The following is a 20,098-nucleotide window of genomic DNA, read 5'->3' as shown; positions in this document are numbered from 1 at the left end:
CCCCGCCACCATCGCCCTGCGCGTGGCCAGCGATGGCCTGACGCCCACCACCCTGGCCACCAGCCAGGTCAGGATCAGCGGCACGCCGCGGCGGGTGCGGCCGCTCAGCGCCTCGCGCGACGCCGGCCAGGCGGCCGGCACGCTGAACGTGCAGGCCGACGAGGTGGTGCGCGTCGAGTACGAGAACGGCCTGGTGATGTGGGTGCGCGCCGACGACCTGCTGCGCGACCGCGGCCGCAAGGGCGCGCAGCGCGGCGATGGCGAGGCCAGCTGGGAGATCGACGCCGGCGCGCGCATCGGCGCCTACCGCGACGACATCCAGCCCAGCAGCGAGCGCGGCCTGCTGAGCCTGGGCATCAAGGCGCTGGACTTCATCGGCATCGACCTGGCCGGCGCCACCGCGCGCAGCATCGGCCTCACGTTCGAACGAAAGCAGCTCGGCAACGAACCCGGCCTCTACCGCGTGGCGCTGCAGCCGCAGCTGGGCATGAGCGCGGTGGCCGACGGGCCCGCCAGCATGAAGAGCGATGCGCCGGTGCTGCTGTTCCTGCACGGCACCATGTCCAGCTTTGCCGGCAGCTATGCGGCACTGGCCGCCACCGCAGCCAGCACCACCGATGAGGGCGGCCGCGCCGCCGCGGCGCTGCGCCAGCAGATCGCGCAGCGCTATGGCGCCGAGGTCTATGCCTGGGAGCATCGCACGCTCAGCGAGAGCCCGATACGCAATGCGCTGGAGCTGGTGAAGCAGCTGCCGGTGGGGGCGCAGCTGCACCTGGTGTCGCATTCGCGCGGCGGCCTGGTGGGCGAGTTGCTGACCCTGGGCCAGCGCGCGCGCAGCGGCGACGACCCGCTCAATGCCGCCCTGCTGGACCAGCTGTTCGCGCAGGACGGCACCGCGGCCGAGCAGCTGGGCCTGGGCGCCCTGATCGGCGAGGCCGCCAAGCTGCGCAGCGGCGGCTACCAGGAAGACCGCCGGCTGCTCGGCGAGCTGCTGACCCAGCTGGACGAGCGCCGCATCCGCGTGCTGCGCTTTGCGCGCGTGGCCTGCCCGGCGCGCGGCACTACCCTGGCCTCCGGCCGCCTGGACCGCTGGTTGAGCGTCCTTGACACGGTGCTGGGCAAGCTCGTGCCCGGCGGCCTGTTCGGCGACGCGATGGACTTCCTGCTGGCGGTGGTGAAGGAGCGCACCGACCCGCGCACCCTGCCCGGCCTGGAGGCAATGATGCCGGGCTCGGCGCTCACGCGCCTGCTGCAGACACCCGGGCTCACGACCAGCGCCGACCTCAGCGTGATCGCCGGCGACATCGAGGGCAAGGGCCTGCTGGGCCAGCTCAAGCTGCTGGCGATCGACTGGTTCTACGCCGCCGACCACGACCTGGTGGTCAACACCGCCTCGATGCTGGGCGGCATCGCGCGGCCGGCGGGCGGCGCGCGCTACCGCCGCGACCAGGGCGAGCAGGTCTCGCACTTCAACTACTTCCGCAACAAGCTCTCGATCGACTGGCTGGCCGCCGCGCTGGCGCGCAAGGACGGCAGCGACGCCGGCTTCCTGCCCATCGCCGAAGCGATGGAAAAGCCCGAGGCGCCGAGCTGGTGGAAGGCGGTCAGCGCCAGCCGCGCGGCCAGCACGCCACGGCCGATCGCCATCGTCGTGCCCGGCACCATGGGCAGCGCGCTCAAGGCCAGGGGCGATCCGATCTGGCTGGAATACTGGCCGCTGCTGAAGGGCGGGCTGGGCGAGATCGGCATCGAGGCCGGCGATATCGAGGCGGTGGACCTGCTGGGCGATTTCTACGGCCCGCTGCTGGAGCATCTGACGCGCACCCACCGCGTCGAGATCCTGCCCTATGACTGGCGGCTCTCGGTACGCGAGGCCGCCCAGCGCCTCACCGCCAAGCTCGAGGCGGTGCTGCCCGAGGCCGAGCGCAGCCACCAGCCGGTGCACATCGTCGCGCATTCGATGGGCGGCCTGGTGGCGCGCGCCATGATCGCCGATGGCGGCGCCGGCGCGCAGGCCTGGCGGCGCCTGTGCGCGCTGCCGGCCAGCCGGCTGCTGATGCTGGGCACGCCCAACCGCGGCTCGCACGAGGCGGTGCGTTGGCTCACCGGCAACAACCCCACCCAGGCCAAGCTGATCCTGCTGGACCTGACGCGCGGCGCCGATGGCGTGATCGATATCGTGCGGCGCTTCCCCGGCCTGGCCGAGCTGCTGCCCTGGGACCAGGAGCCCAACCCCTGGGCCCAGTCCGCCACCTGGAAGGCGCTGAAGAAGGAGATCAACGCCAGCTGGACGCCGATCGAGGACGCGGTGCTGCGCCAGGCCGCCGCCACCTGGAAGCTGCTGCGCGACGCCGCCATCGACCCCGAGCACATGATTTACGTGGCGGGCTGCCAGAGCGCCACCGTGGTGGACCATGAGGTGGTGGACGAGGGCTGGGGCCTGGCGCGCAAGAAGCTGCGCTGGATCGCCAGCAGCGAGGGCGATGGCACGGTGCCCTGGGCCTCGGGGCGGCTCAAGGATGTGCGCACCTTCTACGCGCCCGACACCGGCCACGACCAGCTCTGCAGCAATGCCGACGACCGCAGCATCTTCCGCGGCTATGTGGACCTGCTGCTGAGCGGCAACACCGATCAGCTCTCCAGCACGCCGCCGACGCGCGCGCGCGCCGGCGGCGCGGCCGAGCGCTTCGTGCTGCCGGAGCTGCCGGTGTTCGACGAGCTGCCCGACGCGGCGGCGCTGCGCGGGCTGGGCTTCGGCGGCACGCGCGCACGCCGGCGCGGCGCCGGGGCCAGGCCGCAGAGTGCGCGCCTGCGCGTCAGCCTGCGCCATGGCGATCTGCGCTACGCGCGCCACCCGGTGCTGGTGGGCCATTACCAGGACGACACCATCGTCAGCGCCGAGGCCTCGCTGGACCAGCGCCTGCGCGGCCGGCAGGCGCTGGGCCCGCTCACGCGCAAGCGCGAGCTGGGCCTCTACCCGGGTGCGGCGGGCAGCCATGCGGTGTTCTTCAACGAGATCGCCGAGCGCTCGCCCAGCGGCGCCCTGGTGGTGGGTCTGGGCCAGGTGGGCGAGCTCTCGCCCGGCCGCCTCGAGGCCGGGGTGCGCGACCTGCTGCTGGACTACGCGCTGCAGCTGCTGCAGCGCGATGCCCTGGCCCGCAAGGGCGCGCCGCGCGACCAGGACAAAGACGGCCGCATCAGCGCCAGCCTCAGCAGCCTGCTGGTGGGCACCGGCGCCAGCAGCCTGTCGCCGCAGGAATCGATGGAAGCGGTGCTGCGCGGCGCGCTGGCCGCGAACCGCAAGCTCGAGGACGCGCAACTGGACCAGCAGGTGCTGATCGATGGCGTGGAATTCGTCGAGCTGTTCCAGGATCTCGCCATCGGCGCCGCCAAGGACCTGGCACGCCTGCTGGCCAGCGCCGAGCTCGGGCCCAAGCTACACTGGCCCTGCCCGGTGGTCGAGGAAGGCGAGGGCCGGCTGCAGCGCAGCCGCTTCGACGCCGACCAGAGCTGGTGGCAGCGCATCGAGATCACCGAGGACCGCAAGGCCGACCGGCTGCGCTTCGTCGTCACCGGCGACCGCGCGCGCGCCGAGGCGATCCTGGCCTTCGGCCAGCTGCGCCTGGCGGACGGCTTCATCGCCCAGGCCTGCGGCAGCGCCGGCAACAACAGCGAGGTCTCCAAGACCCTGTTCGAGATGCTGCTGCCGAACCGCCTCAAGGAGAGCGCGCCCGACCAGCGCGCCATGGTGCTGCTGCTCGACGAGGCCTCGGCGCGCTTTCCCTGGGAGCTGCTGGAAGACCGCTGGAGCCATCTGGGCCGACCGCCGGCGGTGGTCAGCGGCATGGTGCGCCAGCTCAAGACCGAGCTGTTCCGCGCCCAGCCCAACTACGCCTACCAGAACAGCGTCTACGTGGTGGGCAACCCCGACCTGGACGGCTGGGACGGCTTTGTCGACCTGCCGGGCGCGCGCCAGGAGGCCGAGCAGGTGCGCCAGCTGTTTGCCCAGGGCGGCTACGACGTCACGGCCAGCATCGACGCCAACGCCTCCAGCATCCTCACCGGCCTGCACGGCCGGCCGCTGCGGGTGTTGCATCTGGCCGGCCATGGCGAGCACGAGTTCGAGGTCGCGCAGGAGGCCGCGCCCGCCGAGCTCAGCATCACCCTGCCCGATGGCAGCAGCGCCCAGCGCCTGCCGGAGCGCCGGAAGTACTCCGGCATGGTGATCGGCAAGGGCGTCTTCCTGACGCCAGGTGACGTGGAGCAGATGCGTTATGTGCCCGAGCTGGTGTTCGTCAACTGCTGCAAGCTGGGCAAGACCGGCGGCAGCCTGGGCGGGCAGAACCTGCTGGCCGCCAACCTCGGCGTGGGCTTCATCCGCATGGGGGTGCGTGCGGTGATCTGCGCCGGCTGGGCGGTGGACGATGCCGCCGCCCTCACCTTTGCGCAGTCCTTCTACGGCGCCATGCTGGACGGCAAGACCTTTGGCCAGGCCGTGCTGGAGGCGCGCCGCGCCGCCTGGGAGCGCCACCCCGGCGCCAACACCTGGGGCGCCTACCAATGCTATGGCGACCCGGGCTACCGCCTGGTGCGCGAGGATGGCGAGGCCGAGCGCGCCGCCAGACCGCCCTTCTGCTCGGCCGCCGAGCTGGTGGTGGAGCTGCGCAACCGCGCCGAGGACACGCGCATGCAGTCCAAGGAAAAGGACTGCGACGAACCCGCGCTGCAGGCCCAGCTGCGCGCCCGCATCGACGCCCTGCTCAAGCGCATTCCCGCGCAGGACCGCGCCGACTGCCGCACCGGCGACTGGCTGGCGCGCGCGGACGTCTGCGCGGCGCTGGGCTTTGCCTATGGCGAGGGCAATATGTTCGAGGACGCACTCGTCTGGCTGGACAAGGCGCTCGCCTCCGACCAGGGCGAATGCCCGGTGCGCGCGGCCGAACAGGCGGCCAACTACCGCGTGCGCCTGGCCGCACTCGAATGGGTGGCGCTGCGCCAGCGCGCGGGCGCCGGGGCGGGGCCCGGCCTGCAGCTGCAGCGCCGCGCCATCGCCGAGCGCATCGAGCAGGCGCTGCGCGAGCTCGACGTCATCAATGCGCGCGCCAGCAGCGGCGAGCGCCTCAAGCTGATGGGCAGCGCCTGCAAGCGCCTGGCCTGGGTGCAGATCGAGCATGGCCGCAGCGAGGCCCTGCTCAATATGGCCGCCTACTACCGCCAGGCCTTCGACGCCCGGCCCGACGCCTACGCCTTCAGCAACTGGGCCCTGGCCTGCCTGCTGCTGGAGGCCTACGACCCGGCCTATGCGCGCGGCGACTGGCATGCCGCGCTCGACACCCAGTGCGAGCAGCAGGCCAGCGCGGCCGGCGCCGAGCTGGAGGCCTCGCCCAGCTTCTGGGGCGAATGCGCGCTGGGCGACCTGGCGGTGGTGCAGCTGCTGCTGGCGGCGCGCGACAGCGAGCGCTGCGCGGCGCTGGCACAGGCCGCCACGGCGCGCTACGAGGCCGCGCTGGCGCGCGGCGCCAGCCTGCGCGAGGCCGCCACGATCCAGGAGCATCTGGACTTCCTGATCGAGCTCACCGGCGAGCGGCGCGCGCCCTGGGACCTGGCCGTGCATGAAGCGCTGCAGACGATGCGGCGCGCCGTTTGACCGCAGGGAGGCTTACCCATCATGGCAGGACAAGATCTCAGCAAGGCCGCGCTGGCCAGCCTCAGCACCGCCACGGTGCGGCCCGAGGACCTGATCGCGCCCAACTTCCAGCTCTACGAGCTCACCGTCTCGGAGCTGGCAGCGCGGCGCGGCATCGACAACGCCCTCCACGACGACGCGGCCCTGCGCAGCGCCGTGCACCTGGCGCGCGCGGTGCTGCAGCCGATACGCGATCGCTTCGGGCGCTTCACGCCCAACAGCGTGTACCGCAGCCAGGCGCTGGAGCGCCTGCTGAAGGACCGCCCGGCCAGCTGGATCTCGACCAGCCAGCACACCGAGGGCCGCGCCTGCGATGTCGAGATCGCCGGCATGGCCACGCTGGAGCTGGCGCGCTGGGCGAGCGCGAACCTGCCCGACTACGACCAGATCATCTGCGAGTGCTACGACCCGCGCAAAGGGCCCAACTCGGGCTGGGTGCACATCTCGCTGCTGCCGCCCGGCATGGGCAAGAACCGGCGCCAGCTGCTCAGCTATGTGGTCGATGCGGCGAGCGACAAGCTGGTCTACGTGGAAGGCCTGCAAGCCGCCATGGGCTGAGGCCGCGGGCGGCCACAAATTTGCGGTGGACGGGATGTTTGGGCGTTAGGATGGTCTGGCGCGGTGTGCGCCATGAGCCGGGGAAAGCCCATGGTGCGCGCTATTGCCCACCACCCAAGAGGCAGCCATCATGTTCAGTTCATTCAAGATCAAGACGCTGATCGCGTCCACCCTCGGGCTATTGATGGTGCTGGTCAGCATCGTCGGCGGCCTCGGCCACTACGGCGCCAGCCATACCGAGGCGGTTTACAAGGACCTGCTGCTGCGCGATGCCCGCTCCGAACGGGCACTGGCGCAGATCAAGTGGCAGATGGAAACCAACCGCAGCCAGATCCTGCAGGCGCTCCAGCACAACCCGGGCTTTGAGTGGGCCAAGCTGCACGACCACCCGCTCGACTTGCACTTTGCGGCCATCAAGTCCGGCAGCGAGGAGCTGCGCAAAGCCTGGGACGACTACAGCGCCACCATGGCCGACGAGGCCGAACGCCGACTCGCGCGCGAATGGTTCGACAAGAGTGGCGGACTGGGTCTGGTGGCGGTGGACGAGGCGGCCGGCCTGGTGCGCAGCGGCGCATGGGACGGCGCCGAGGCGGTGCTGATCAAGACCATCAACCCGGGCTACCGCAGCGGCAACGCCGCGGCCGCCGAGCTCTCCAAGTTGCTGGGCGCGCGCGCTCGGGCCAACCAGGCGCAGGTCGCGCAGGATCTGAGCCGGCAGCGCCTGCTGATGTGGGCCGCCTCGCTCGCCGCGTTGGCGCTGGCGGCCGCTTGTGGCCTGCTGCTGGTGCGCGGCATCACCGCGCCACTGGACCAGGCCATCGCGGTAGCCAACCGGGTGGCAGGTGGCGACCTCAGCGTGCGCATCGAGGTGCGCGGCAACAACGAGCTGAGCACGCTCCTGCATGCGCTGCAGGCGATGACGGACAGCCTGGGCCGCATCGTGCTGAGCGTGCGCTCGGGCAGCGACAGCATTGCCACCGCCGCCGGCCAGATCGCCACCGGCAACCAGGACCTCAGCCAGCGCACCGAGCGGCAGGCCTCGAACCTGCAGCAGACCGCCTCGGCGCTTGAGCAGATCAATGGCACGGTGCGCAGCAGCGCGGATACCGCGCGCGAGGCCACGCGGCTCGCCAGCGCGGCCAGCCTGGTCGCGCGCGAGGGCGGCGAGGTGGTGGGGCGCGTGGTCGCGACGATGGACGAGATCACCGCGTCGAGCCGCAAGATCGCCGACATCATCGGCGTGATCGATGGCATCGCCTTCCAGACCAATATCCTGGCGCTGAATGCGGCGGTCGAGGCGGCGCGCGCCGGCGAGCAGGGGCGCGGGTTCGCCGTGGTGGCCGGCGAGGTGAGGCTGCTGGCCCAGCGCAGCGCCCAGGCCGCCCGCGAGATAAAAAGCCTGATCAACGACAGCGTCGAGAAAGTGCAGGCCGGCAGCCAACTAGTCGGTGATGCCGGCGCCACCATGGCCGGCATCGTCGATCAGGTCCGCAAGGTCAACGAACTCATCAGCGGCATCAGCACCGCCACCCAGGAACAGACCAGTGGCATGAGCCTGGTGGGCGACGCCGTGACCCGGCTCGATCAGGCCACGCAGCAGAACGCCGCGCTGGTCGAACAGAGTGCGGCGGCCTCGCAAAGCCTGCGCGAACAGGCGGCGCAGTTGGTCAACGCGGTGAGCGCGTTCAGGTTGGGATAGGCATCGTTGATGCCGCGCAAACCCATGTGTCGCCGGCTTTGACTTGGCCGCGGATAGCGCCAAATACTTGCTTGCGACCGTCCGGCGCCGTCTGGCGCTGCACGGGCGATCTTGCCGCAACCCGCGGCTTATGGAGGACCATCATGAGCTCCCTGATCACTCGCAGCCATCTGTTCGACGACCTGCTGCGCGATTTCAACACCGGCTTCTACGTCCGGCCCCTGCACGGCGACCCGCTGCCCTCGCCCGACAAGATCAAGATCGACGTGAAGGAGTCGGCCGAGCTCTTCACCGTGCATGCCGAACTGCCCGGCGTGAACAAGAACGACATCAAGGTTGCCGTGGACGGCAATATGGTGACCGTCAGCGCCGAGGTGAAGCAGTTCGACGCGCGTAGCCGCGATGAGAAGTCGCTGCGCGAAGAGCGCTATTTCGGCACCGTGTCGCGCAGCTTCCAGCTCGGCACCGAGGTCGATGAAGGCCATGCCAGCGCCAAGTACGAGAACGGCATCCTGACGCTCACCCTGCCGAAGAAGCAGGGCACGGGCAGCCGCCAGCTGAAGATCGACTGAGCGCGCTCAGCCCAGCGCTGCGGCCAGCTGCTCGGCCACGTCGTTGTCGAAGCTCATCAGCAGCTCGGGATCCTGAGCGCTGGCGGCGGCGTGCAGCACCTCGGCAATGCAGCGCTGTTGCGCGGCGCTGGCCGGCTGCTTGAGCCTGGCCTCCAGCCGCGCCACGGTGGCCTCGCGCAGGCGCGCCGAGCCGAGCACATGCCAGGCGTAATCGATCTCGTAGCGTTCCACCGCCTGCTGCAGGCTCTCGCCGTCCAGCCGCGCCTCGGCTGCGAAATGGTTCAGGCTGCGCGTGCTCAGCGCAGCGATCACGGTGGCGAGCAGGGCGGCGTGGTCTTGCGGGGCGATGGCTTCGGCTGGCGTGGGTGGGTTCATGTCGATGGATCTTGAGCCCACGAAAGAGGAATCAGAGCAAGCCGGTCCATGGGCGGACCGGCCGGGCAAGAGGCGGATTGTGCCTGTTCGGCCCGCGCCGGCCTTGCAGCCATGTATCGCTAGCCCGCCAAGCCCCAGACCTGCAGCACCGACTCCCGCACCGCCGTGAGCGCCGGCAGCTCGGCTGCCGCCTGCGGGCCGACCCAGCACAGCCAGGTTTGCCCGCGCCAGCCCGGCCAGACCCGGCCCTGCCCCTGGCGCTCGAGTTCCTCGGCCTGATCGCGCCGCATCAGCCCCGCGCCCAGGCCACTCGCCACCATGGCGCGCATCGCCGCTTCGGTATCGGCCATGGGGCCGACCGGCAACTCCCTGCCCACGCTGCGAAACAGCGTCTCCAGCTGCAGACGCAGGCCGCATTCGGTCGGCGTCGCCACCCAGGGCAGCTCGGTCAGGGCGCTGAGCGAGCCGGGCAGGTTGTCGGCCCGCCACTGCGGCGGCAGCATCGCGACGATGTCGACCGGCGTCAGGCGCAGCACCTCCAGGCCATCCAGCTGCGCCTGCTCGTTGAGCACATAGGCACAGTCCAGCTCGCCGCGCCGCACCGCCTGCATGGTGCGCAGCGACAGGCCCTGTTGCAGCTGCAGCGCCACCTGCGGATGCCGTTCGGCCAGCTGCACGAACACCTCGCCCAGGCGCAGCGAGACCGGATCGCTCACCGTGCCCATGCGCACCGCGCCGCGCGCCTGCCCGCGGATCTGCGCCGCAGCCGCCTGCAGGGCCTGCGAGGCGGCGATGGTGCGCTGCGCCTCGGCCAGCAGGCGCTGGCCCGCGACGGTGAGCGACATGCCGCGTGCGGTGCGGTCGAACAGCCGCACGCCCAGCTCGTCTTCCAGCGCCTTGAGCTGGGCGCTCACGGCCGGCGGGCTGGTGAACACCCGCTCGGCCGCACGCGTGAGATTGCCCTCCGCCGCCACGGCGATGAATGTCTTCAGCTGGTAGATCTCCATGCCGCCATTCTGCCCAGGCGGGTCGTGGCCGCATGTCGAAATTCCGAACGGCGCGTGCCGCCGAAGCAAATGGACCGGCGCGGCCGGCATCGCCAGACTGCAGCCATCCACCACTCCGCATCGCGCCACGCGCGCCTGCCGTCCTCACCACCATGCCTACCGCGCTCGCTCCCGTCGTCGCCCTGCTCTGCGCCACCAGCGCCTGGGGCAGCCTGTTTCTTGTCGGCAAGCCGCTGCTGAGCGTGCTGGACCCGCTGTGGTTCACCGTCATTCGCTATCTGCTGGCCGCCCTCCTGCTCGGCGCGCTGGCCCAGCTCTTCGGCTCGACGCCCTGGCGCAAGCTGCGCGCCCGGCTCGGCCGCCTCACGCTGCTGGGGCTGGCCGGCTACGGCTTCTTCAGCGTGCTGGTGTTCTACGGCCTGGCGCGCTCGCTGCCCTCGCATGGCGCGGTCATCATGGCCAGCATGCCCTTCACCACCCTGCTGCTGCGCTGGGCGCTGGACGGGCAGCGCCCCTCGGCCATGTCGCTGGTCGGCGCCGCCATGGCATTGGCCGGCGTGGCCACCGTGGCCAATGTCTTCAGCCCGGCGCAGGCGGCCGACGCGCCCATGCTGCTGGGCGATCTGCTCAGCCTGGCCGGCACCCTGGGCTGGGTGCTGTACACGCGCGGCGCCGCCGCCATGCCCGAGCTGAGCCCGCTTGAATACACGGCACTCACGGCCGTGGCGGCCTGGCCCTGGATGCTGCTGGCCGCGCTCGTGGCCACGCTGCTGGGCCTGGCGCCGGCCCCGGCCATCGGCGTGCTGGCAAGCCGGCTGCCAGCGCTGCTCTACATCGCCGTGCTGCCCACCGTGCTGGCGGCCATGGCCTTCAATTTCGGCGTCCGCCGCCTGGGCGCCGTGGCCGGCACGCTGTTCATCAATATGGTGCCGGTCTCGGTGCTGGGCGTACATGCCTTGATGGGGCAGACACCGAGCGCGGCGGAACTGGGCGGTGCGGGGCTGGTGGCGCTGGCCTTGGCGGTGAATGCCTGGGCGGGGAGGAAGCTGACGGCTGGTGTGGGCGGCCATGCGGCAAGGCGGCCGCAAACGGGCGCTGCGGGTTGTGCCTGCTCGGCTTAGGCCGATCAGTCATCCTCCGTGCCCTCCCAGGCACTTCGGACCGTTGCTGCGCAACGTCCTATGGCAGCCACTGGCTGCCATAGAGCGAACGTGGTTCTCATCCGCTCCGCGAACCGCCAAACGAAAATGGCTCCCACGAGGGGAGCCATTTGCGTTTGGTGGCCTGGGGCGGAATCGAACCACCGACACGCGGATTTTCAATCCGCTGCTCTACCAACTGAGCTACCAGGCCTTGTCTAGTCACCGCTGCTTGGTGGCTTTTTCAAGCCGCCCAAATCAGCGAAGACCAAGAGTGTAGCACTAAATTCCGCTGTTGCGCTTGTTTCTTGTGAGATCGACACCCAGCTGCTTGAGCTTGCGGTACAGATGGGTGCGCTCGAGGCCGGTCTTCTCGGCCACGCGGGTCATCGAGCCGTTCTCCTTGGCGAGGTGGAATTCGAAGTAGCTCTTCTCGAAGGCATCGCGCGCCTCGCGCAGCGGCCGGTCCAGCTCGAACACCTGCTCGGAGGCCAGGCCCTGGGGCGGCAGGGCCACCGCGGGCGCCACGCTCAGGCCGGTGGGCGCATGCGAGATGGGCAGGCCGCCCACCATGTCGTTGCGCTCGAAGCTGGCCATCGTCACCGTGGGCGCGGGGCGCGGCGCGGTCTTCACCAGGGCCTGCTCCACCGCACGCAGCAGCTTCTGCAGGGTGATGGGCTTTTCGAGGAAGGCGATGGCACCGAACTTGGTGGCTTCCACCGCGGTGTCGATGGTGCCGTGGCCGCTCATCATGATCACCGGCATCGAGAGCTGGCCCGAGCTGCCCCACTCCTTCAGCAGCGTGATGCCATCGACATCGGGCATCCAGATGTCCAGCAGCACCAGGTCCGGGCGCATGCGCTCGCGCACGCTGCGGGCCTGGGCGGCGTTCTCCGCCAGTTCGATGGTGTGCCCCTCGTCGGAGAGGATTTCAGACAAGAGGGCTCGGATGCCCAGTTCGTCGTCGACTACAAGAATGGTTGCCATGTATGCCTACTGTTCACGCGGGCCGGCGCGTTTCTGGCGTCTCGGCCGGGCTCGGTGCAGTCGCGAGTTTTGAAAATGATAACGAAACTTGAGCGCCCACTACCGGCAGCGCCTCGTCGCCTTCCTTGTGCAGATTCACCAGGCGGATGCGGGCGCCATGTTCATCTGCGATTTTCTTCACCACCGCCAGCCCGAGGCCGGTGCCCTTGGACTTGGTCGTCACGTAAGGCTCGAAGGCCCTCTTGAGCACCTTCTCCGCAAAACCGGGCCCATTGTCCGTCACTTGCAGACGCAGGCCGCGCAGCTCTCCGGCATCGCTGAAAGCCTTCTGCGTGCGCACGGTCACATGGCCGTCGGGCCGCTCGCTCACGGCGTCGAGCGCGTTCTGCACCAGGTTGTGGATGACCTGGCGCAGCTGGGTGGCGTCGCCGTTGATGAGGGGCGGCTCGCTCGTCAGCTCGGCATGCAGGCGGCCGGCTTCCTGCGCCGGCGCGTAAAGCATCAGCACCTCGCTCACCAACGCGTTCAGGTCCAGGCCCTTGAGGCTGGCGGCGGGCAGGCGCGCGTAATCGCGGAACTCGTTCACCAGCTGCTTCATCGCCTGCACCTGGTTGACGATGGTGGCCACCGAGCGCACCAGCATGGCCTGGTCGGTACCCTCGAGCTTGGCCTCGAGCTTGTGCTGCAGGCGCTCGGCGGAGAGCTGGATGGGCGTGAGCGGGTTCTTGATCTCGTGCGCCAGGCGGCGCGCCACCTCGCTCCACGCCTGGGAGCGCTGGGCTGAGACCACCTCGGAGATATCGTCGAACACCATCAGGCGCGCATCATGCGGCAAGGATGCGCCTCGCACCAGCAGGGTTAGCACGTCCTGGCTCTGGTCCAGCTGCAGCTCGAACGCCTCTTGCCAATGGTCGCGCTCGCCCGCGCCCTCGGTGCCCAGCCGGGTGCCGGCATTCATGTCGTAGCGCTGCCAGACCGCCTTGGCAAAGGCCGCCAGCTCCGGCACCTCGTCCAGCTGCCGGCCGCGGTAGGCCGCCAGCGGCAGCTTGAGGATGCGGGTGGCGCCGGGGTTGACGGTGTCGATGCGCTGCTGGGCATCGAACACGATCACGCCGGCGGTGAGGTTGTCCAGAATCGTCTGCAGATTGGTGCGCGCGCTCTCCAGCTGGGCCACGCTCTGCTCCACCAGGCCGCGCGCATCGGCGAGCTGCTGGGTCATGTCGGCGAAGGAACGCGTCAGGCCGCCCAGCTCGTCGCGCGAGCTCAGCACCGGCTTGCGCGTCAGGTCGCCCTGCGCCACCTGGCGCACGCCATCGGCCAGCAGCAGCAGCGGGCGCGCCAGCTGGTTGCCCAGCGTCACCGCCAGCAGCAGTGCGGCAAACACCGCCAGCACCAGCACCAGGGTCAGGGTGCCCAGGTACATGCGGCGCAGGCCGTCGCGCTCGAGGCCGCGCTGCAGGTACTCGGCATTCGCCGCCTGCACCGCCAGCGCATTCGCCACCATGCTGGCGGGCAGGGCCTGCACCACCATCAGGTAGCGGTCGCCGCCGCCCAGGCTGAGATCGCTGGAGGGCAGCAGGGCCAGCGCGCGCAGGCGCGGCGGGTCTTCCTCCAGGCTGTCGATCTTGCTCACCAGGCCCCGGGCACGTGCCTGGCGCAGCAGCTCGGGCTGGGGCCGGTCGGGGGTGAGCGAATGGGTGTCACCGCCCACGCCCACCAGGATCTGGCCGTTGGGCCCCACCAGGGCCACGGTGCGCGCCGAGAGCTGCTCGCGCACGCGCTCCAGCGCCAGCGTCTGCGGCATGCTGTTGAGCTCGGCCAGGCGCTCGGCGGCGCTGCGCGTCTTCACGCCCAGGTCGTCCACCAGACTGTCCAACGTGCCCTGGCCCAGCTTGAGGCCGGCGTCCAGCGCGCTGGCCAGCTTCACATCGAACCAGCTCTCGATGCTGCGGTTCACGAACTGGTAGGAGACGGTGTAGATCAACAGCCCCGGCACCACCCCCACCAGCGCGAAGATGGCCGCCAGCTTGAGCAGCAGGCGGCTGCCGAACTTGCCGCGCTTCACGCGTATCACCAGGCGCACCGCGGCGATGCCGATCACCAGCACCAGCAGCGCCGCCACCACCACGTTGAGCCAGAACAGCCAGACATAGTGGCGCTCGAAGAAGCCGCGCGGCGCGGTGGCGCCGATCGAGAGCAGGAAGGCCAGCACCCCGCAGGCGCCGGTCACCGCCACCAGGGAGACCACCCAGGCCCAACGCGCCGCTTTTGTCATGGCGCCAGCTTGGCGCTGAAGTCCGGGTTCAGGTTCAGCGTGCGCTCAACCTTCAGGTCCCAGCCCTGCGGCGCGCCCAGGCCGATCTGCATCGGCCGCGGCAGCTGGCTGGTGTCGAGCTTGTAGCTGAACTCCAGGTAGTAGCGGCCGTCGTCCTCCAGCTCCTTGGCCTCGGCGATGCGCCAGCCCGACACGCCGCGCAGCGAGGCCACCGCCTCGGCCAGGCTCTCGTAGCTCTGGTTCAGGCCGCCGGTGCTGACGCGGTACTGCCGGGTCAGCGGCTGCCAGGCCAGGCGCCAGCTGCGCGAGGCGCGCGCCACGCGGGCATCGCGCCAGTACCAGCGGTTGCGCAGCACCGCCGCCTCGGCGGAGAAATAGATCGGCACGCCCTTGGCCAGCGCCTCTTCCACCGGCTTGGGCAGCTCGAAACGGGTGCTGAAGTTGAGCGCCAGGCCATCATCCACGCGCTCGGTGCTGAGCTGGTTCAGCAGCACGCCGTCGGCGCGCGCCAGCCCCAGACCCAGGCCGAGCCACAGCAGCAGCCCGGCCAGCCACAGCAGCGCCCGGCCCGGGCGGGCGGCGCTGGCGGGCCTGGAGGTGGACGAGAAGGGCGTGCTGAGGATCAAGGCGCGGTTCAGGCTTGCTTGGTGATGAGGGCGTAGTAGAAGCCGTCCAAAGCCGCGGCTCCCTCCACATGCGTCTCATTGTCGGCCAGGGGCAGCAGGTGACCCGTGACGCCTTGCACCGCGATGGACTTGGCATCGGCATGGCGTTGCAAAAACGCGTCGGTCTGCGCCTGGCCCTCGGCCTTGAACACCGAGCAGGTGGCGTAGACCAGGCGGCCGCCCGGCTTCAGCGTGGGCCACAAGGCCTCCAGCAGCTCGGCCTGGATGGCCGCCAGCTGGGGGATGTCGCCCGGCCGGCGCAGCCAGCGCACGTCCGGGTGGCGGCGCACGATGCCAGAGGCGCTGCAGGGCGCATCCAGCAGGATGGCGTCGAAGGGCCGGCCATCCCACCAGGCGGCGGGCTGGCGCGCATCGGCGGCCTTCAACGTCGCGCGCTGCCCCAGGCGGTCGAGGTTCTGCTGCACGCGCTGCAGGCGCTTGGGGTCGGCATCCAGGGCCAGCAGCTCGATATCGGGCCGCAGTTCCAGCAGGTGCGCGGTCTTGCCGCCCGGCGCGGCGCAGGCATCCAGCACCCGGGCGCCCGGGGTCAGGTCTTGCGGCTGCCACTGCAACAGCAGCGGGGCGGCCAGCTGGGCGGCGGCGTCCTGCACCGACACCTCGCCCGCCTCGAAGCCCGGCAGGGCAGTGACGGGCACGGCCTTGGCCAGCCGCACCGCCTGCGGCGTCACGCCGTCCAGGGCCTGGGCGGCAATCCCGGCCACGGCCAGGCGCTCCAGGTAGGCGGCGGCCGTGCCGTGGCGGGCGTTCACGCGCAGGGTCATCGGCGGGTGCAGATTGTTGGCGGCCAGGATGGCGGGCCATTGCTCCGGCCAATCCTGGCGCAGTTGCTCGATCCACCAGGCCGGGTGGTTGTGGCCGGCCACCGCATCGGCCTGCAACTGCGCCAGCAGGGCGCTGCGCTCGCGCAGAAAGCGGCGCAGCACCGCATTGACGAAATTGGCGCTGCCCTGGGCGCGCTGGCGCACCGCGCTCACCGCCTGGTCCACCACGGTGTGCTCGGCATAGGGCGGCGCCTCCTCACGCTGCGGGGGCAGCAGCAGGGCCAGCGCGCAGATCAAGAGGTTGTCCACCTTGGGCGGCGGCGCCTTGGGCGCCAGCAGGGCGCGCAGGGCCTGGGCCGTGCCAAGCCGGCGCAGCACCAGAAAGCTCAGTGCCTGCGTGCCCGGACGCAGGGCGGCGGGGCAGCGCCCCAGCAGCTCGGTGAGCGATTGGCCGGCGCGCACGGCCTGCACGGCATCGGCCACCTGCAGGAGCAGGCGTTGCAGGGTGGCGGACTGAGGCGAAGAGGGGACTGCGGGCTTTGGCACGGCGGCAGTGTAGAGCCACCCCGGGGGCCACGCCGGGGCCGGGCCCGACCTGCAAGGTTTTGCCAATCCGGCCACAATCCCGGCAACCGAGCTACCTGCCGAGAGACGAGAAGCCCATGCCCGCCAAGAATCCGCCCCAGCTGGCCGCCGCCGAACTGGCCGCCCTGCCCGCTTCCGAGCGCATCCGCTACCGCCTCATCAGCGCCAACTGCCGCCACCACGCCAACGACAACATCGCCGCCTTCATCGAAGCGGGCGAGCTGGACGAGCTGCAGGCCGAGGTGCAGGCCAAGCTGCAGGAGGTGCTGCGCGCCATGGTGATCGACACCGACAGCGACCACAACACCCAGGAAACCGCCAAGCGCGTGGCCAAGATGTTCGTGCGCGAGATCTACAAGGGCCGCTATGTCGAGGCGCCGCCGGTGACCGAGTTCCCCAACGTCACGCGCCTCAACGAGCTGATGATCGTCGGGCCCATCAAGGTGCGCAGCGCCTGCTCGCACCACCTCTGCCCGATCATGGGCCGGGTCTGGATCGGCCTGCTGCCCAACGAGCATTCCAACCTGATCGGTCTCTCCAAGTACGCGCGCCTGACCGACTGGATCATGAGCCGGCCGCAGATCCAGGAAGAGGCCGTCACCATGCTGGCCAACGAGCTGCAGGAACGCGTGCAGCCCGACGGCCTCGCCATCGTGATGGAAGCCGACCATTTCTGCATGCATTGGCGCGGCGTCAAGGACAGCGAGTCCATGATGACCAACAGTGTGATGCGCGGCGCCTTCCTGAAGGATCCCAACCTGCGTCGCGAGTTCCTCTCATTGCTCAGCAAGAAGTGACCCCACCATCATGCTAGTCCGCCTCCTCTATGCCAGCCGCGCCGTCCAGCCCCTGAGCGACGCCGATCTCGCCACCATCCTGAAGCAGTCGCGCGAGCACAATCCCGCCGAGGGCCTGACCGGCCTGCTGTGCTACAGCGAGGGCGTGTTCATGCAGGTGCTGGAGGGCGGCCGCGACGCGGTGAACGCGCGCTACAAGCACATCGTCGGCGACACGCGCCACAAGGACGTGATCCTGCTCAGCTACGAGGAAGTGCCCGAGCGCCAGTTCGCCGGCTGGACCATGGGCCAGGTGAATCTGCACCGCCTCAACCCCGCCCTGGTGCTGAAGTATTGCGACTCCACCCGGCTCGACCCCTACGCGATGAGCGGCCGCGCGGTGATGGCGCTGTTCCAGGAACTGGTGAGCTCGGGCGCCATCGTCTGCAGCTGAACGCGCATCAGAGCGAACGCGCTTCGGCGAAGCCGAAGAAGCTGCTCAGCACCCGCGTCGGGAACTGCTGCACCGCCTGGTTGTAGGCGCCCACCGCCTGGTTGAAGACCTGGCGCGCGAAGGCGCGGTGGCGCTCCACCATCTTGAGCTCGTCCGCCAGGGTATAGACCTCGGGGTGCTCGCGCAGCTCGCCATGGTGCTCGATCAGCGACATCAGGCGCGTCAGCGCGGCCGCATGCACGGCCGCGGCCACCGCCAGATTGGCCAGCGGGTCGGCCGCGAAGGGGCGCGCGCGCACCGTCTGGGCCGCCGCATGGGCCTCGGCCTGAGCCGTTTCCAGCGCATCGAAGGTGGCCTGCTCGTTGCTGAGCAGCGGGCGCAGCAGGCTCAGCAGCTTGGCGCACAGCGCGGCGCGCTGGTTCAGCGCCTCGTCCAGCTGGGCATAGGCCGCGACGATGGCATTGCGCAGCCGCATCACGCGGTTGTAGGCGCCCACGGCCCAGAAGAACAGCGCGGCCAGGCTGACCCAGCCGGCCCAGGACCAGGTGTTCATCGCACCCCGGCCCGGTATTCCTCATGGCCGCGCGCGCGCAGCTCGCAGGCCGGGCAGCTGCCGCAGCCATAACCCCAGGCATGGCGCTGGCTGCGCTCGCCCAGGTAGCAGGTGTGGGTGTGCTCGATGATCAGCTCGTTGAGCGCCGCGCCGCCGAGCTGCGCGGTGAGCGCCCAGGTCTCGGCCTTGGTGATGAACATCAGCGGCGTCTCCAGCGTCATGGGCGCGTCCAGGCCCAGGCTCAGCGCCACCTGCAAGGCCTTCAGCGTGTTGTCGCGGCAGTCGGGGTAGCCGGAGAAATCGGTCTCGCACATGCCCCCCACCAGCACCGAGGCGCCGCGGCGGTAGGCCAGCGTGGCGGCGAAGGTGAGGAACAGCAGATTGCGGCCCGGCACAAAGGTGTTGGGCAGGCCGTTGGCCTGCATCTCGATGGCGCGCGCCTCGGTCAGCGCGGTGTCCGAGATCTGGCCCAGCAGGCCCAGGTCCAGCAGATGGTCCTCGCCCAGCTTGGCGGCCCAGGCCGGAAAGGCGGCGGCGAGCTCGCGCCGCACCACCTGCCGGCAGTCCAGCTCGACGCGATGCCGCTGGCCGTAATCGAAGCCGATGGTCTCCACCTCGGCATAGCGCTGCAGCGCCCAGGCCAGGCAGGCGGTGGAATCCTGGCCGCCGGAGAACAGCACCAGCGCCTTGCGCGTGGCCGCCGCGCTCATTGGCGCACCTCGCCCTGCCCCAGCACCAGCCACTTCATCGAGGTCAGGCCCTCCAGGCCCACCGGGCCGCGGGCATGGAACTTGTCGGTGGAGATGCCGATCTCGGCGCCCAGGCCGTACTCGAAGCCATCGGCAAAGCGCGTGCTGGCGTTCACCATCACGCTGGCCGAATCGACCTCGCGCAGAAAACGCATCGCGTTCGGGTGGTTGGTGGTGAGGATGGCATCGGTGTGGTGCGAGCCGTAGCGATTGATATGGGCAATCGCCTCGTCCAGGCTGTCCACCACCTTGACGCTGATGATGGGGGCCAGGTATTCCTCGCTCCAGTCGGCCTCGGTGGCCGGCTTGGCAGCTGGCAACAGGGCCAGGGTGCGCAGGCAGCCGCGCATCTCCACGCCCTTGGCCGCGAAGATCGCCGCGATGCGCGGCAGGAAGGCGCCCGCCTGCTTGCTGTGCACCAGCAGCGATTCGGTGGCATTGCAGGGGCTGTATTTCTGCGTCTTGGCGTTGTCCACCACCTTCAGCGCCAGCTCCAGATCGACATCGGCATCCACATAGCTGTGGCAGTTGCCGTCCAGGTGCTTGATCACCGGCACGCGCGCCTCGCGGCTGATGCGCTCGATCAGGCCCTTGCCGCCGCGCGGGATGATCACATCCACATACTCGGGCATGGCGATCAGCAGGCCTACCGCGGCGCGGTCGGTGGTGTTGACGAGCTGCACACCGTCGGCGGGCAGGCCGGCCTCCTGCAGCGCCGCCGCCACCAGCGCGGCCAGCGCCAGATTGGAATGCAGGGCCTCGGAACCACCGCGCAGGATGCAGGCATTGCCGCTCTTGATCGCCAGCGAGGCGGCCTCGATGGTGACATTGGGCCGGCTCTCGTAAATCATGCCGAACACGCCCAGCGGCACGCGCATCTGGCCCACGCTGATGCCGCTGGGGCGGCGCTTCACGCCGCTGATCTCGCCGATCGGATCGGGCATGGCGGCGATCTGCTCGCAGCCTTCGGCCACCGTGGCCAGCACCTTGGGCGCCAGCTTGAGGCGGTCCAGCATCGGTGCATCCAGGCCGCTGGCGGCCTGCAGATCGCGCTCGTTGGCGGCCTGCAGGGCCGGGCCGGCCTCGCGCAGGCGGCGCGCCAGCGCCAGCAGGGCCTGGTTCTTGGCGGCCGTGGAGGCCGCGGCCATCAGGGTGGCGGCGGCGCGGGCGCGTTCGCCCAGCTGCCGCATATAGGGCGCGAGATCGTTGGGGAGGACTGCTGCGTTCATGGCGAGC

At 70.3% G+C, this 20,098-nt stretch carries 16 protein-coding genes and 1 tRNA gene; 7 read left to right on the top strand and 10 right to left on the bottom strand.

What is annotated here, in order from left to right; all coding sequences use genetic code 11:
* The first annotated feature begins 22 nt into the window (after window positions 1-22).
* The 4 genes from AC3WQY_RS08865 (at window position 23) to AC3WQY_RS08850 (ending at window position 8,515) form a co-directional block, all read left to right on the top strand.
* Window positions 23-5,647 carry a DUF7379 domain-containing protein gene (locus AC3WQY_RS08865; protein ID WP_492707547.1) on the top strand — a complete coding sequence of 1,875 codons (5,625 nt, stop codon included), beginning with the start codon at window positions 23-25 and terminating at the stop codon, window positions 5,645-5,647.
* A 21-nt stretch (window positions 5,648-5,668) separates the two neighbouring features.
* Entirely contained in the window at window positions 5,669-6,244 is a 576-nt protein-coding gene (locus AC3WQY_RS08860) for a YcbK family protein (RefSeq protein ID WP_492707545.1), read from the top strand.
* Window positions 6,245-6,374: 130 nt separating this feature from the next.
* Entirely contained in the window at window positions 6,375-7,943 is a 1,569-nt protein-coding gene (locus tag AC3WQY_RS08855) for a methyl-accepting chemotaxis protein (protein ID WP_492707543.1), read from the top strand.
* A 143-nt stretch (window positions 7,944-8,086) separates the two neighbouring features.
* The gene (locus tag AC3WQY_RS08850; protein WP_492707541.1) at window positions 8,087-8,515 is read left to right on the top strand and encodes an Hsp20/alpha crystallin family protein; all 429 of its coding nucleotides are present in this window, start codon (window positions 8,087-8,089) and stop codon (window positions 8,513-8,515) included.
* A gap of 6 nt (window positions 8,516-8,521) precedes the next feature.
* Here AC3WQY_RS08850 and AC3WQY_RS08845 read toward each other — a convergent pair whose 3' ends face one another.
* Window positions 8,522-8,890 carry a hypothetical protein gene (locus AC3WQY_RS08845; protein WP_285234004.1) on the bottom strand — a complete coding sequence of 123 codons (369 nt, stop codon included), beginning with the start codon at window positions 8,888-8,890 and terminating at the stop codon, window positions 8,522-8,524.
* A gap of 119 nt (window positions 8,891-9,009) precedes the next feature.
* Window positions 9,010-9,897: a LysR family transcriptional regulator gene (locus tag AC3WQY_RS08840; protein ID WP_285234005.1), complete on the bottom strand. Its 888-nt coding sequence runs from the start codon at window positions 9,895-9,897 to the stop codon at window positions 9,010-9,012.
* Between the two features lie 152 nt (window positions 9,898-10,049).
* On the opposite strand from AC3WQY_RS08840, the gene AC3WQY_RS08835 reads away from it, so the two are divergent.
* Complete coding sequence (locus AC3WQY_RS08835; RefSeq protein ID WP_492707538.1) at window positions 10,050-11,018, top strand: DMT family transporter; 969 nt, start codon at window positions 10,050-10,052, stop codon at window positions 11,016-11,018.
* A gap of 156 nt (window positions 11,019-11,174) precedes the next feature.
* On the opposite strand, the gene AC3WQY_RS08830 is transcribed toward AC3WQY_RS08835, so the two are convergent.
* The 5 genes from AC3WQY_RS08830 to rsmB form a co-directional block, all read right to left on the bottom strand.
* Window positions 11,175-11,250, bottom strand: a tRNA-Phe gene (locus tag AC3WQY_RS08830).
* 68 nt (window positions 11,251-11,318) lie between these two features.
* Window positions 11,319-12,023 (bottom strand): response regulator, encoded by a 705-nt coding sequence (locus AC3WQY_RS08825; protein ID WP_285234021.1) that lies wholly within the window; start codon window positions 12,021-12,023, stop codon window positions 11,319-11,321.
* A gap of 13 nt (window positions 12,024-12,036) precedes the next feature.
* Window positions 12,037-14,298, bottom strand: coding sequence for a sensor histidine kinase (locus AC3WQY_RS08820; RefSeq protein WP_285234022.1), 2,262 nt, complete (start codon window positions 14,296-14,298; stop codon window positions 12,037-12,039).
* On the bottom strand, window positions 14,295-14,924 hold the full coding sequence (locus tag AC3WQY_RS08815; RefSeq protein ID WP_285234023.1) for a DUF4390 domain-containing protein: 630 nt from the start codon (window positions 14,922-14,924) through the stop codon (window positions 14,295-14,297). The genes AC3WQY_RS08820 and AC3WQY_RS08815 overlap by 4 nt, the downstream gene beginning before the upstream one ends.
* A gap of 8 nt (window positions 14,925-14,932) precedes the next feature.
* Window positions 14,933-16,291 carry a 16S rRNA (cytosine(967)-C(5))-methyltransferase RsmB gene (gene rsmB, locus AC3WQY_RS08810; RefSeq protein WP_492707535.1) on the bottom strand — a complete coding sequence of 453 codons (1,359 nt, stop codon included), beginning with the start codon at window positions 16,289-16,291 and terminating at the stop codon, window positions 14,933-14,935.
* 116 nt (window positions 16,292-16,407) lie between these two features.
* Between rsmB and folE the strand changes: the two genes are divergently transcribed.
* Window positions 16,408-17,127 carry a GTP cyclohydrolase I gene (gene folE, locus AC3WQY_RS08805; protein ID WP_285234025.1) on the top strand — a complete coding sequence of 240 codons (720 nt, stop codon included), beginning with the start codon at window positions 16,408-16,410 and terminating at the stop codon, window positions 17,125-17,127.
* A gap of 10 nt (window positions 17,128-17,137) precedes the next feature.
* Window positions 17,138-17,560, top strand: coding sequence for a BLUF domain-containing protein (locus AC3WQY_RS08800; RefSeq protein WP_285234026.1), 423 nt, complete (start codon window positions 17,138-17,140; stop codon window positions 17,558-17,560).
* 7 nt (window positions 17,561-17,567) lie between these two features.
* Here AC3WQY_RS08800 and AC3WQY_RS08795 read toward each other — a convergent pair whose 3' ends face one another.
* The 3 genes from AC3WQY_RS08795 to AC3WQY_RS08785 are packed head-to-tail and all read right to left on the bottom strand — an operon-like array spanning window position 17,568 to window position 20,091.
* On the bottom strand, window positions 17,568-18,113 hold the full coding sequence (locus AC3WQY_RS08795) for a LemA family protein (RefSeq protein WP_285234027.1): 546 nt from the start codon (window positions 18,111-18,113) through the stop codon (window positions 17,568-17,570).
* Window positions 18,110-18,823 carry a 7-cyano-7-deazaguanine synthase QueC gene (gene queC / locus AC3WQY_RS08790; protein WP_285234028.1) on the bottom strand — a complete coding sequence of 238 codons (714 nt, stop codon included), beginning with the start codon at window positions 18,821-18,823 and terminating at the stop codon, window positions 18,110-18,112. The genes AC3WQY_RS08795 and queC overlap by 4 nt, the downstream gene beginning before the upstream one ends.
* Window positions 18,820-20,091: a glutamate-5-semialdehyde dehydrogenase gene (locus tag AC3WQY_RS08785; protein WP_492707528.1), complete on the bottom strand. Its 1,272-nt coding sequence runs from the start codon at window positions 20,089-20,091 to the stop codon at window positions 18,820-18,822. Before AC3WQY_RS08785 ends, queC begins: the two co-directional genes overlap by 4 nt.
* Window positions 20,092-20,098: the final 7 nt, after the last annotated feature.

It is taken from the genome of Roseateles sp. FW301-B2 (assembly GCF_058788955.1).
This window is presented reverse-complemented; position numbering and strand designations above follow the sequence as displayed.